This is a genomic window from Hydrogenophaga sp. NFH-34, from assembly GCF_021401345.1.
GTDB classification, from domain to species: Bacteria; Pseudomonadota; Gammaproteobacteria; order Burkholderiales; family Burkholderiaceae_C; genus Hydrogenophaga; species Hydrogenophaga electricum.
The window spans coordinates 77,207-90,278 of sequence record NZ_JACBGE010000009.1 but is presented as its reverse complement, the minus strand read 5'-3'; the positions used below and the strand labels follow the sequence as shown (position 1 = coordinate 90,278).

The 13,072-nt window shown below is 69.5% G+C and carries 14 protein-coding genes; 8 read left to right on the top strand and 6 right to left on the bottom strand.

From position 1 onward, the window contains the following. Positions 1-66: 66 nt before the first annotated feature. From L0977_RS10365 to L0977_RS10350, 4 genes are all read right to left on the bottom strand, one after another. Entirely contained in the window at positions 67-834 is a 768-nt protein-coding gene (locus L0977_RS10365) for an HpcH/HpaI aldolase family protein (RefSeq protein ID WP_234264787.1), read from the bottom strand. Between the two features lie 105 nt (positions 835-939). Then, positions 940-1,752 carry a helix-turn-helix domain-containing protein gene (locus L0977_RS10360; RefSeq protein WP_234264786.1) on the bottom strand — a complete coding sequence of 271 codons (813 nt, stop codon included), beginning with the start codon at positions 1,750-1,752 and terminating at the stop codon, positions 940-942. A 116-nt stretch (positions 1,753-1,868) separates the two neighbouring features. Further along, positions 1,869-2,837: a D-2-hydroxyacid dehydrogenase gene (locus L0977_RS10355; protein WP_234264785.1), complete on the bottom strand. Its 969-nt coding sequence runs from the start codon at positions 2,835-2,837 to the stop codon at positions 1,869-1,871. Between the two features lie 43 nt (positions 2,838-2,880). Continuing rightward, entirely contained in the window at positions 2,881-3,894 is a 1,014-nt protein-coding gene (locus L0977_RS10350; protein ID WP_234264784.1) for a Bug family tripartite tricarboxylate transporter substrate binding protein, read from the bottom strand. Between the two features lie 247 nt (positions 3,895-4,141). On the opposite strand from L0977_RS10350, the gene L0977_RS10345 reads away from it, so the two are divergent. From L0977_RS10345 to L0977_RS10315, 7 genes are all read left to right on the top strand, one after another. Then, the gene (locus L0977_RS10345) at positions 4,142-5,008 is read left to right on the top strand and encodes a hypothetical protein (RefSeq protein ID WP_234264783.1); all 867 of its coding nucleotides are present in this window, start codon (positions 4,142-4,144) and stop codon (positions 5,006-5,008) included. Positions 5,009-5,012: 4 nt separating this feature from the next. After that, positions 5,013-5,882: an amidohydrolase family protein gene (locus tag L0977_RS10340; protein ID WP_234264782.1), complete on the top strand. Its 870-nt coding sequence runs from the start codon at positions 5,013-5,015 to the stop codon at positions 5,880-5,882. 14 nt (positions 5,883-5,896) lie between these two features. Continuing rightward, positions 5,897-6,895 (top strand): 2-hydroxyacid dehydrogenase, encoded by a 999-nt coding sequence (locus L0977_RS10335; RefSeq protein ID WP_234264781.1) that lies wholly within the window; start codon positions 5,897-5,899, stop codon positions 6,893-6,895. Positions 6,896-6,927: 32 nt separating this feature from the next. Continuing rightward, positions 6,928-7,551, top strand: coding sequence for a flavin reductase family protein (locus L0977_RS10330; protein ID WP_234264780.1), 624 nt, complete (start codon positions 6,928-6,930; stop codon positions 7,549-7,551). Positions 7,552-7,568: 17 nt separating this feature from the next. Continuing rightward, the gene (locus L0977_RS10325; RefSeq protein ID WP_234264779.1) at positions 7,569-8,270 is read left to right on the top strand and encodes a 3-oxoacid CoA-transferase subunit A; all 702 of its coding nucleotides are present in this window, start codon (positions 7,569-7,571) and stop codon (positions 8,268-8,270) included. Continuing rightward, positions 8,267-8,929, top strand: a complete 663-nt coding sequence (locus tag L0977_RS10320; RefSeq protein WP_234264778.1) for a 3-oxoacid CoA-transferase subunit B — start codon at positions 8,267-8,269, stop codon at positions 8,927-8,929. The genes L0977_RS10325 and L0977_RS10320 overlap by 4 nt, the downstream gene beginning before the upstream one ends. A 141-nt stretch (positions 8,930-9,070) precedes the next feature. Further along, on the top strand, positions 9,071-10,261 hold the full coding sequence (locus L0977_RS10315) for an aminotransferase-like domain-containing protein (protein ID WP_234264872.1): 1,191 nt from the start codon (positions 9,071-9,073) through the stop codon (positions 10,259-10,261). Positions 10,262-10,342: 81 nt separating this feature from the next. On the opposite strand, the gene L0977_RS10310 is transcribed toward L0977_RS10315, so the two are convergent. Continuing rightward, positions 10,343-11,341 carry a porin gene (locus L0977_RS10310; protein WP_234264777.1) on the bottom strand — a complete coding sequence of 333 codons (999 nt, stop codon included), beginning with the start codon at positions 11,339-11,341 and terminating at the stop codon, positions 10,343-10,345. 230 nt (positions 11,342-11,571) lie between these two features. On the opposite strand from L0977_RS10310, the gene L0977_RS10305 reads away from it, so the two are divergent. Beyond that, entirely contained in the window at positions 11,572-11,886 is a 315-nt protein-coding gene (locus L0977_RS10305; RefSeq protein WP_234264776.1) for a hypothetical protein, read from the top strand. Between the two features lie 7 nt (positions 11,887-11,893). Here L0977_RS10305 and L0977_RS10300 read toward each other — a convergent pair whose 3' ends face one another. Further along, a complete protein-coding gene (locus L0977_RS10300; protein WP_234264775.1) occupies positions 11,894-12,937 on the bottom strand; it encodes an AraC family transcriptional regulator in 1,044 nt (347 codons plus the stop codon). Positions 12,938-13,072 lie beyond the last annotated feature (135 nt).

The window sequence follows — 13,072 nt, the reverse complement described above, 5'->3', positions numbered from 1 at the left end:
GGCTCTGGGACATGGGCGTCGGGGATTCGTGGGGACGACCAAGTCTAGGGCCAATCGGGCGCGGCCTCAGTGTTCGGCCGGCGCCTCCCACTGGCTGGGGTGGGCCATCTGCTGCACCGCGCCGCGCAGCAGGGACTGGTCGGACGAGATCACGAAGCAGCGCACGCCGCGGCGCCGGAAGGCCTGCGCGTCTTGCGGATTGGGCACGAACATGGCCGGGGCGATGCCGGCCTGGAGCGCGGCTTCGATGATGCGGTCGCAGGCATCGGAGACGATGGGCGCGCGGATGTCCTCCACCCCCAGCGACAGCGCCAGGTCGGCCCGCCCGATGAGCAGGCCGTCGACCCCCGGCGTCGCCGCGATGGCGGCCACCTGCGCCAGCCCTTCGGCGGTTTCGATCTGGCACATCACCAGCGTCCGGTCGGCGGCGTCGATGGCGGCCGTCATGCTCAGGGTGCCATAGCCTGCGAAGCGCGGCGAGATGGAGAAGCCCCGGCTGCCTCCATGGCGGAACTTGGCCTGGGCGACCACCTGGCGGGCCTGCCCGGCGTTGTCCACGCGCGGCACCACCAGACCCGCAGCGCCGAGGTCGAGCGCCGACTGGAAGGTGGCCGGGAGCTTGTCGGGCACGCGCACCCAGACGGGCATGCCGGTGGCGCGGCCGGCCATCATGTGGCGGTCCAGGCTCAGGCGGTCGAACGGGGCGTGTTCGGCGTCCACGACGATGAAGTCGAGGTCGGTGGTGCCCAGGATTTCCGTGATCTGGGCCGAGTCGGTCTTGACGAAGGAGCCGAGGGCCAGGGAGCCCTCGCGGATGTCGGCGCGTTGTTTCATGGCCTGGCAGATAGCGGGTTGAAGGGGAGAAACCACCGATCTTGGCAAGGCCTCGCTGGTGGCGCAACCCGCGCAGCGGCGCTTTCCGGCAGCCAGAAAGGCGGCTCAGGACTGGCCCGAACGCAACTGGCCCAGGCGCTCGGAATAGGCCTGTCCCAGGGACTGCGCGGCGTCCTTGAGCACGGGCGCAAACTGGGCAATGGTGGCCCCGGTCATCAGCGAGCCGAAGGTGGTCATGCCCATCAGGCCAGCGACCTCGTCGCCGTGCAGCACGGGCACGGCCAGCGTGGCGGTGCGGCGCAGCGCGTTCGGCTGGCGCACGGCATGGCCCGCCGTGCGCACGTTGCGCAGCGTGTGGAGCAGCGCCTCCTCGTCCGTCAGGACGTGGGTGCCGTTCGAGGCGCCCTGCATGCGCAGCATGTCGAACAGGATCTCGCGCTCGACCTCGGGGCAGAACGCCAGGTAGGCCTGACCCATGGCGGTGGTGGTCAGGCCCAGCCGCTGGCCCAGCGTGGTGGCGTGGGCGGCGACGGGGCTGTAGGGCATGCCGCTATAGCGCACCACGATCGCGTCGCCATCCAGCACGCCGATGGCCACCGGCCATTTGATGGTCTTGGTCAGCTTGAGCGCAGCAGCCGAGCCCATTTCCACCAGCAGCGACTTGTCGGTGTAGCCGCCGCTCATTTCCAGGATCTTGGCCGTCAGCCGGTAGACCCCGGCGCTGCCTTCGACGCTGACGTAGCCATCCTGCTGCAAGGTGTGCAGGATGCGGAAGATGGTGGACTTGGGCAGGCCGGTCTGCAGGTGCAGATCGTGCAGGCTCCATGTGGGCTGCCCGTTCATGACGCGCAGGATCAGCAGGGCGCGCGAGATGGCCCGTATCGATTCGGTCTTGGGGTTGTCGCGCGTCTGGCCCATGAAGCGTTTCCGCGCCCTCGTGGCGGCGGAACGGTCCGACGCAGCCGCGGAGGCGGGTGAGGAGTGGGGGGCCATCATACTGTGCGGGCGGTGTGCCGGGGCCGGGCGTCAGTGCCTCAGAACCAGTTGGCCTTGTCCACGACGTTGATCAGGGGCTGCCCCGCCAGGAAGCGGGCGCAGTTGTCCCTGAGCACGGCATAGCGGCGCTCGTTGTAGTAAGGCCCCCACATGGCCACGTGGGGGGTGATCAGCACGCCCGGCTGGGTCCACAGCGGGTGCGAGGCGGGCAGGGGTTCCTGCTCGAAAACGTCCAGGCCGGCGCCGCCGACCTGTCCGCTCTCCAGCGCTTCGACCAGGTCGTCCAGCCGGGTGGTCATGCCGCGGCCGATGTTGATGAAGAACGCGCCGCATTTCATGCGCTGGAACCGCTGGCGGTCGAACAGGCCTTCGGTGGCCGGCGTGTGCGGCACCGTGACGATGACGAAGTCGGCCTGCGGCAGCAGGGCATCGAGCTGTTCGGGCGGGTGGATGGCCGCCATGCCTTCGGGCGCTTCGGTGCGCAGCGCGTCGGTGCCGATCACCGTCACGCCGAACGCCGAGAGCAGCCGCGCGGTCTCGGCCCCGATGCCGCCCACGCCAACGATCAGCGCCGTGGCTTCGGGCAGGTAGACCGTGCCCTCGTAGCGCGGCGGCTGTTTCCATTCGCTGCGTTGCTGCTGGGGGATGTAGCGGTGCAGCGCGCGGGCAAAGGCCAGCACGAAGGACAGGATGTGCGCGCCGATGTGGTCGTTGAAGATGCCCCGCACATTGGTGACGGTGAGCGGGTGCGCCGTCAGCTCCGGGAAGAAGTAGCCCGCTGGCGGCGCCGCCAGGGGCGAGTGCAGCCAGCGCAGCCGGCCCGCCGCGGCCAGCAGGGCCGGGGTGAGCGTGCCCACGGCGGCATCGGCCTGACCGATGGCAGCCGCCGCTTCGGCGTCGCTTTCGGCGACCACCACTTCCAGCTCGGGGCAGGCGGTGCTCAGGCGCTGCGCCCAGTCGCGGGTGGCAGGCAGTTGCGGGGGCAGCAGCAGAAGTCGGGTGGGCATGCTCGTGGGCTCGGTCGGAAGGGTGCTCAGGGGCGCAGGCAGGTCATTGCAGCTTGATGCCGGCCTGCTTGATCACGTGGCCCCATTTTTCATATTCCTGGGTCAGGAACTGGGCGTAGGCCTCGGGCGTGCCGCCCACGGGGGTCACGCCGTTGGCGGCCATGCGCTCGCGCAGCTCTTTGCTCTGCAGGGCCTGGTTGAGCGCGGCGTTGAGCTTGTCGATGCGCTCGCGCGGCGTGCCCTTGGGCACGTGCAGGCCGACCTGGGTGGTGGCTTCGTAGCCCGGAAAACCCGATTCGGCGATGGTCGCGATGGCCGGGTAGTTCGGCAGGCGGTTGGGGCCGGTCAGGGCGAGCACGCGCATCTTGCCGGCCTTCACGTGCGGCTCGGCGAACGACACCGAGGCGATCATGAAGTCGATCTGGCCGCTGAGCAGGTCGACCAGTGCCGGTGCCTCGCCCTTGTAGTGCAGGGGTTCGATGTTCGTGCCCGAAGCCTGTTTGAACAGCTCGCCGGCCAGGTGGTTCGAGGTCCCGATGCCGGGCGTGCCGTAAAGCAGGCCGGTCGGCTTGGTCCGGGCCTGTTCGACCAGCGCGGCCAGCGAGGCGGCGCCCTTGTCGGCATTGACCACGATGGTCTGTTCGATGCGCAGCACGTGGGCCACGGGCAGCAGGTCCTGCGGGACCTTGTAGGGCAGTTTGTTGTCCATCAGCGGCAGGATCACGGTGCTGCCGGTGGCACAGAAGCAGAACGAATAGCCATCGGCCGCCGAGCGGGCCACGTTGTTGCTGCCGATCGAGCCCCCTGCGCCGGTGAGGTTTTCGATCACCACGCTGGTGCCCAGCGCCTTGGCCATTTCGCCCGCAACCAGGCGGCCGAAGGTGTCCATGGTGCCGCCGGCGGAGAAGGGCACGACCATGCGCACGGGCTTGTCAGGGAAAGTGTCCGCCAGTGCCGTGGCGTGCGCGGAGACCGCTACCGCGGTGGCCAGGAGCCATCGGCCGGCGTGCCGGAAAAGTGGTTGCGCAAGGGCGGTTGTGCGGGATTTCGAATGCATGGACATGTCTCCTGGATGGTGGGGTGTCGGCCTGTGGTGCCCGTCGGACAGCTGGCAGCGAACCCCGCGGATGATTTCTGAGCCGCTCTGGCACTGTCAACGAATAGGCGGCGCCTTTCCGGCAAGCGGAACAGAGCCGGGGTTGCCTTCCGGCTGGCAGAAAGCGCTCCGATGCGCATTGCGCCCGGTGAAACATTGCGGCCATGATGACCCCGAGTTGTTTTTTGGCCTTCCGGGCCTGACGTTCATGACCCCATCCATTCCCCGACCCGCTGCCGTGCGGCACCGCAGTTTTGCCGCCTTCGATGCCCACGAGCCCCTGCTGTCCGACGGCCACCGGCGCTGGTGCATGCGTGGCCAGAACTTCATCGTGGAACGGATCGTTTCGGGCGGCCAGCCGTTCACCGTGGAGAGCGCCTCGGAGGTGCTGGTGATCCTGCCGGACGCGCCAGCGACCCTTTCCCACGCGCCCTCGGGCACGGTGGTGGCCCGCGCCAACGGCCAGGGCAGTGTGTGCATTCTCGCCGCCGGGGTGCATGCCATCGCCCTGGCCGAGGGCGGCAGCTGTGCCGTGATCGCGTCGAGCCGGGGCGACATCAGAGAGGGGGACATCCTCAACGCCGACGCCTACGCCGAGCCGGACCCGCGCATCGTGCCCACGGGGCGCCCGTACCTGCGCCGCCCCGATGCAGCCGAAGCCCAGGTGTTCGAGATGGCGTCGGTGCCCGCGCCGCGGGACAACCCGCGCCTGAAAATGCTGCAGACCGAGACGCTGTCCATCAACTGGGTGGATTACCACGGCGAGCGCGACCGCACCGCGCTGAGCCCGCACAGCCACACCGATTTCGAACAGGGCTCGCTGGCGCTGGCGGGCAACTATGTGCACCACCTGCGGGTGCCATGGGGCAAGAACGCCAACCTCTGGCGGCCCGACGAACACCTGCCAGCCCCGTCGCCGTCGCTGGCGGTCATTCCCGTGGACCTGGTGCACACCACCGAAGGCATTGGCGGCGGGCACCACCTGCTGATCGACATCTTCAGCCCGCCGCGGGCGGACTTCATTGCCAAGGGCTGGGTCCACAACGCCGGGGACTACGTGCCGGCGCGGGACTGAGGCCATGGTGTCTTGCCTTGACTGGCTGCGCGCCACCCGCCGGCCCGCCACCGTCTTGCCGCCGCGGTCGTGCGACACGGCGCTGCATGTGTTCGACCCGGCGCACGCACACCGGCTGCTGCCGGGGCGCCGCTACGAGCCGGCGTCCGCCACGCTGGCCGAGCTGCAGGCCATGCACCGGCAACTGGGCATCGAACGGGCCGTGCTGGTGCAGCCGTCGGTGTACGGGTTCGACCACACCGTGCTGATCGACGCGCTGCGTGCCGACCCCGATCGCTACCGCGGTGTGGCGCTGCTGGACGACAGCCTCGACGACCAGGCGCTGCGCACCTTGCACGGCGCGGGCGTTCGCAGCGCGCGCTTCAACATCCTCTCGCGCTTCGGCCAGCCGTTCGACGAGGCCGCCTTCCGCCGCCAGACGGCGCGCGCCGTGCGCCTGGGCTGGAGCCTTTCCCTGCACGCCACCGCAGCGGAACTGGCGCAGCACGCGGCGCTGCTGCTGAGCCTGGACGCACCGGTGATCGTGGACCATGCCGCCTACCTCGATCCCGAGGGGCTGCACGGGCCTGGCGCCGACTTCCTGCGCGAAGCCCTGGCGCGCGGCCACTGGTGGCTCAAGCTCTCGCGGCTGGACCACCGCAGCCGGCCCCCCTATGACGACGTGGTGACCGTGATGCGGACGCTGGCCGGGCTCGACGCCACGCGCATGCTGTGGGCCACCGATTGGCCCCACCCCCTGTACGACGCCGCCAGCCACACCATGCCCAACGACGCCGATCTGGTCGAACTGCTGGTGCGTGCGCTGCCCGACGCCACGGTCCGCGAGCAGATCCTGGTGCACAACCCCGCCGGCCTGTTCGGTTTTCCTGCCTGATACCTTTCCGATCCATGAACACTGCTTCCTCTGTGCTGGCCCCGATCCTGATCTGGGAACGCGTGCTGGCCGAAGACCCCAGCGTGCCCTGGCTGCGCGAGCAGGGCTTCGACGTGCGCCTGGGCCGCCCCAACCACGACCCGGCCTACCGCGACCACCGGTCAGCCGACTTCATCGAAGACGCCCAGGGTTGCGCCGCCGCGCTGGTCTCGGGTGGCCTGCGCATCACTGGCGCGGTGATGGACGCGCTGCCCGACCTGAAGGTGCTGAGCAAGATCGGTGTCGGGGTGGACACCATCGACGTCGCCGCCGCCACCGAACGCGGCATCCGCGTGTGCAACACGCCGGGTGGCAACGACTCGGTGTTTGTCGCCGAACACGCTATGGCGCTCATCCTGGCGCTGCGCAAGCAGTTGCATGTGTGGACCCGCGAGCACCTGCAGCAAGGCGGCTGGCGCCGGCCGCAGGTGTTTTCCGCACCCATGGACGGGCAGACGGTGGGCATCGTCGGCTTCGGGCGCATCGGCCGCGCGCTGGCGCAGCGTCTGGCGGGCTGGAACGTGAACGTGCTCGCCCACGATCCGTTCGCCAAAGACCTGCCCGACGGCGTGCGCTCGGTGACACTGGCCGAGTTGCTGGCGGCCAGCGACGTGGTGTCGCTGCACTGCCCACCGCCCGCCGACGGCCGGCCGCTGCTGGATGCCGCCGCACTGGCCGGCATGCGCCGCGGCGCGATGCTCGTGAACACCGCGCGGGCCACGCTGGTCGACCGCGATGCCCTGATCCGGTCGCTCGACAGCGGCGCCCTGGCCGCGGCCGCCTACGACGTGTTCGATCCCGAACCGCCGGCGCGCGACGACCCGCTGCTGGCCCACCCGCGCGTGCTGTGCACGCCGCACGTGGCGTCGTGGACGTGGCAGGGCTTCTTCGGCCGCCGCGAGCAGGCGGCGCGGAACATCGCCCTCGTGCTCCAGGGCCGGCCCGGCGCGTCCATCGTCAATCCCCAGGCCTGATCCTCCCCGGTTTCCGTCACCCGTTTCGACCCATGTACATCGATCTTGCCGCCACGCCCGACTTCAAGCGCTCCCTCTTCAACGCCATCGTGGCCCCGCGCCCGATCGGCTGGATCAGCACTGTGTCTGCCAGCGGGCGCGTGAACCTGGCCCCGTTCTCGCACTTCAACCTGGTTTCCACCGCGCCGCCGGTGGTCATGTTCGCCTGCAACGCACCCGACGACCGCCACGAAAAAGACACCATCGTCAACGTGCGCGAAACCGGCCAGTTCGTCACCAACCTGGTCACCTGGGATCTGCGCGAACCGATGAACACCTCGTCGTTCAACGCCCCCTACGGCGTGGACGAGTTCGAACTGGCCGGGCTGGAAAAAGCCGCCAGCGTCAAGGTCCGTCCGCCGCGGGTGGCCGCCTCGCCGGCCAGCATGGAGTGCGAGCTGCTGCAGATCATCGACATCGACCCCGTGGGCCCCGGCGACACGTTCAGCAACGTCGTGCTCGGGCGCGTGGTGGCGCTGCACATGGACGACCGTTTCGTCGATGCCGGCGGCCGCTTCGACGTGGTGCGCACCCGCCCGCTGACCCGCCTGGGTGGCAACCAGTACGCCTCCACCGGCGAACTGGTGGAGTTGGGGCGTCCCAACCCGCCGCGCTGAGGGGCCGGGCCTTCGCCATGATCGACAAAATCGCTCCCTCCGTCGCCGAAGCCCTGGCGGGTGTCCAGGACGGCGCCACCGTGCTGATCGGCGGCTTCGGCACCGCCGGCATCCCCAACGAACTGATCGACGGTTTGATCGCGCAGGGTGCGCGCGGGCTGACCGTGGTCAACAACAACGCCGGCAACGGCGACTCCGGCCTGGCCGCGCTGCTGGCGACCGGGCGCGTGCGCAAGATCATCTGCAGCTTCCCGCGCCAGGTCGACTCGCACGTGTTCGACGCGCTCTACCGCAGCGGCCGCATCGAACTGGAACTGGTGCCCCAGGGCAACCTGGCCGAACGCCTGCGCGCGGCCGGCGCCGGCATCGGCGCCTTCTTCTGCCCGACGGGCTACGGCACCGAACTGGCCGCCGGCCGCGAGACCCGCGTCATCGACGGCCGCCACTACGTGCTGGAGTACCCCATCCACGGCGACCTGGCCCTCATCAAGGCCGAGCGCGGCGACCGCTGGGGCAACCTCACCTACCGCAAGGCCGCGCGCAACTTCGGCCCCGTGATGGCGATGGCCGCGAAGAAGACCGTCGCCACGGTGCACGAGATCGCCGAACTGGGCGCGCTGGACCCGGAGGCCATCGTCACCCCGGGCATTTTCGTCAGCCAGATCGTGAAGATCGACCGCGTGGCCACCCAGGCCGGCGGCTTCAGGAAAACCGCATGAACCCTCAGCGCCGAAGCAAGACGGAGCTGGCTGCGCGCGTGGCGCGGGACATCTTCGACGGGGCCGTCGTCAACCTGGGCATCGGCCAGCCGACGCTGGTGGCCAACCACCTGCCGCCGGGCCGCGAGATCATCCTGCACAGCGAGAACGGCATCCTGGGCATGGGCCCCGCGCCGGCCGCAGGCGAGGAGGACTACGACCTCATCAACGCCGGCAAACAGCCGGTGACGCTGCGGCCCGGAGGCGCCTTCTTCCACCACGCCGACAGCTTCGCCATGATGCGTGGCGGGCACCTGGATATCTGCGTGCTGGGTGCCTTTCAGGTGTCGGCCACGGGCGACCTGGCCAACTGGAGCACGGGCGAGGCCGGCAGCATCCCGGCTGTGGGCGGCGCCATGGACCTGGCCATCGGGGCCAAGCAGACCTGGGTCATGATGGACCTGCTGACCCGCGAAGGGCGGAGCAAGGTGGTCGAGCGCTGCAGCTACCCGCTGACCTGTATCGGCTGCGTCAAACGCATCTACACCGATCTGGCCACGCTCGAATGCACGCCGCAGGGTGTGCGGCTGGTCGAGACGGTCGACGGGCTGTCCCTCGAAGGGCTCGAACGCCTGCTGGGCCTGCCGGTGTTGCCCGTCTTGCCGGTCACGGGCGCCTGAGCCGGCACGGCCGCGGCGCCACAGGGGTGGGGTGAAGACGCTGTGACCCTGGGGCAAGGGGGCGGGTGGGCTCCTTGGCACAATGGGCAGCCTGGCCCCTGTGTTTTGTCCGACCTTTCCTGCACCACCATGTCTTTTGCCATTCCTTTCGCCGACCGGCTGAACAACGTCGAAACCTCCGCCATCCGGGAGCTGTTCAAGCTGCTCGGCAAGCCCGGCATCATCAGCTTCGCGGGAGGCTTCCCCGACAGCGCCATGTTCGACGTGGAAGGCATCCGCGAAGCCGCGAACGCGGCGCTGAACGAAGAGCCCGGTGCGGCGCTGCAGTACGGCGCCACCGAAGGCTATCTGCCGCTGCGCGAGCAACTGGCGGCCTTCATGGCCAGCAAGGGAGCCGCCGATGTAGCGCCCGAACAGCTCATCGTGACCACTGGCAGCCAGCAAGCACTCGACCTGCTGGGCAAGACCCTGATCTCTCCGGGCGACAAGGTCATCGTCGAAGGCCCCACCTTCCTGGCCACCATCCAGTGCTTCAAGCTCTACGGGGCCGAACTGATCAGCGCCCCGGTGGATGGCAACGGTGTGCGCACCGGCGAACTGGAACGCCTGATCGAGCAGCACAAGCCCAAGTTCGTCTACCTCATTCCCACCTTCGGCAACCCCAGCGGCGCCATGCTCAGCCTGGAGCGGCGCCAGAAGGTGCTGGAGATGGCCGTCCGCCACGACACGCTGATCGTCGAAGACGATCCGTACGGCGACCTCTATTTCGGCGACGCGCCGCCGCCCAGCCTGCTGGCGCTGTCGGCCACCGTGCCGGGCAGCCGCGACCGCCTGGTGCACTGCGGCTCGCTGTCCAAGGTGCTGTCGCCCGGGCTGCGCGTGGGCTGGATGGTCGGCCCGGCCGACCTGCTGGCCAAGGCCACCATGTGCAAGCAGTTCAGCGACGCCCACACCAGCACCTTTGCCCAGGCCACTGCGGCGCAGTACCTGAAGGCCGGGCGCATGCCCGCCACGCTGGCGCGGGTGCGCCAGGTTTACGCGGCGCGCGCCGAGGCCATGGTGCAGGCGCTGCGCAGCGAACTGGGCGACGCCATCGATTTCGTGCCGCCCCAGGGCGGGCTGTTCGTGTGGGCGCGCCTGACCGGCGCCGATGGCCGCGTGGCCGATGGCGCCGAACTCGCCCGGCGGGCCATCGACCGCGGCGTGGCCTTTGTGCCGGGTGCGCCGTTTTTTGCCGCCGATCCGGACCAGGCGACCCTGCGCCTGTCGTTCGCCACGGCCGACGAAGACCGCATCCGCGAAGGCATCGCCCGGCTCGCCCAGGCCCTCTGAAGGCGCCAAAAAGCCGCCTGTGGCCGCCTGCCCGGTGGGGCGTGGCGGCCACAGGCGGCCCGAAGCTGGCGCAGCAGGCGATCAGAACTTGTGGCGGATACCCAGCGAGTAGCTCTTGCCGGTGCCCAGGTTGTCGATCTTGTCGCTCATGGCCACGGCGTACAGTTCGGTGCGCTTGGACAGGGTGTGCAGGTAGCCCACCGACAAGGTGTTGCGGTCCGAACCGACGTCCGGAGCGATGAGGCTCCACTGCGCGATCGCGGCGCCAGCGCCCAGCGGTACGCGCACGCCCAGACCGGCGATGTCGTAGCCGACGTCCTTGGTCTTGTTGTCGATCGAGCCCAGCTGGGCAAAGGCCTTGGCGGCGCCGAAGTCGTACGACGCGCCCAGTTGCACGGTGCGCGTGTCGTCCAGGGCGGCGACGGCGGAATCCTTCTTCACGTCCTGGAACACCAGCGAAGCGGCGATCGGGCCGTTGCCGTAGCTGAAGTTCAGGCCCCAGTTCTTGCCGTCGGTGGCGGCATCGCCGGTCTTGAAGGCCGCGATGGCGCCGAAGCGGAAGCCGCTGAGGGTCGGGCTGGCGTACATCACCGACTGGTTCCAGCCCGTGTCACCGGTGACGGTGCCGCTGCTGAAATAGTGGCGGATGCTGGGCGAATAACCGAAGGAATCGCCGAAAGCGTTGAACAGCAGGGTGGAGACGAACAGCGGCGTGCTGTTGCGGCCGAAGGTCACGGTACCCAGGCTGGCGCTGGACAGGCCCACGGACGAGGTGCGCGAGAACGCGGTGTCGCCGTCGAAACGGCCCATGGCGCCGGTATTCATGCGCACGAACTGCTCGAACTTGAACACGGCCGACAGGCCGCCGCCCAGGTCTTCCTTGCCGCCGATGCCCCAGTAGCTGGTGCTCATCTTGCCGCTGTCGACCGAGTTGGTGGACTGGCCACCCGGGGCCTGGGTGCGGCCGACGCTCAAGTCGGCCAGGCCGTACAGGGACACGTTGCTCTGGGCGTGGGCGCCCATGCCCGCCAGGGCCAGCAACGACGCCAGGCCCAGTTGCGAGAGACGGTTCTTCTTCATCTGTGAACTCCAAGGAGATTGAAAATTGATAGCAGAACAACAAGGTCGTTCAAGCTGATTTAGCAACCCATGTGCCACCCCTGGGGCCCGATACCGCGCCGTATTGGTGTCTCGCTGGTACCATGCCGCACCGATTCCGGACGGCCGTTTCACCGGCGTTCCTGACCAGGTGGTCAAATGAACCAGAACGGCGCACGGCCCCTCTTCTGCGATACGCCTCCCGACTCCGCATGACTTACCAACTCAAGCTCTATGTGCCCGAAGGCGCTTCGCCCGCCGACACCGCGCAGGCCGAGGCACGCTTTCGCGCCGCGCTGGAAAGCGTGCTGGGCGATGCGGCGATGGTCTGGCCCGTCTACGCCGCGGTGCAGCGCATCCGCATGACGCATGGCGACCCGCCCGACAGCGAGGCCCTGAGCGTGGACGAGCGCACGGTGGTGGAGCTGTGGGCGCAGGCCGAGACGGCGGCGCTCGAAGCGGTCTGGGGGCCGCACCGCCATCTGGACGAAGGCGGCTACGACATCGCGCCGGCCAGCGGCGCCTGAATCCGCCTCAGCCGCGCTGCTGCCCGCGCGCCAGCGTGGCGCGGGGCGGCTCGCCAAACGCCTGCCGGTATGCGGCGGCAAAACGGCTCGGGTGATCGAAACCCCAGCGCGCAGCGGTCTGCAGCACCTGGGTGTCGGGCCCGGGGTGCATCAGGTCGTGGCGCACACGCTCCAGACGCTGGCGCCGGATGTAGGCGCCGGGCGTGGTGCCGTGCTCGCGCGCGAACACCTGTTGCACCAGCCGCACGCTGGAGCCGGCCGCGCGGGCCAGGTCGGCCACCGTCAGCGGCTGGTCCAGATGGGCCTGGATGTGGTCCTCCAGCAGGCGCAACCGCGGGGTGGCCGGCGGGCGGGGCGGTCCGCCCGCGATGGCGGGTGACCAGGCCGCCCGCAGCAGCATGGCCAGCACGTGGTCTTCCAGCATGGCGGCGTGCAGGCCCGCAGGCAACTGGCCCGACGCCGGGTCCATCAACTGCGCCAGGTAGTGCATGAGCTGCCACCAGTGCGCCCCGGCGCCCTGGCGCAGGTCGATCAGGGGCTGCAGCCGGGGCAGGGCCACCAGATCGCGCCCCGAGAGCGCGGCCGCCACGTGCCGCAGCCGCTGGTGGTCAATGCGCAGCATGAACTGGTCGCACGGGGCCGACCAGGCCATGCGCACGGCTTCCGACGGCGAAATCACCGAGGCCTGGCCCGGCTGGCAGACATGGCGAGTGTCCTGGTGCCAGACCAGGGCTTCCCCGGCCAGCGGCATCTGCACGAGGAAAAAGTCGTCCAGCCGGCCAGGGTCGATGCGCACCGCCGCACCGTGCGCCAGGCGGTTGAGCGACACCGCCGGACCCAGCGCCCGGTGGTGCATGCGCGCGTGCACGCGCTGGCGGGCGCCGACCACGGCCAGCTCGTGCGGTTTGTAGATGCGGGCGATCTGCTCGCGGGTCTGGTCAAGGTCGTGCGAGTCGAGCACGCTCAGCGGCCGCCAGCCGGGGCCGGCGGGCGCGGCCGGGTCCAGCCAGCCCGGCAGGGCGGTGGGAGAGGGGGCTGGGCTCGGGGGCATGGCCGCATATTAGTGATAACCCGGGGTTTTGCGCCTATCGGATACCCGGGTTCGCAAAGCGGCTGCACGCGGGTGCGGGGCGCTTCCAGAATGCGGCGATTGTTTGTCCGGCCGTCCCTCTTTTCTTTCAGGAGT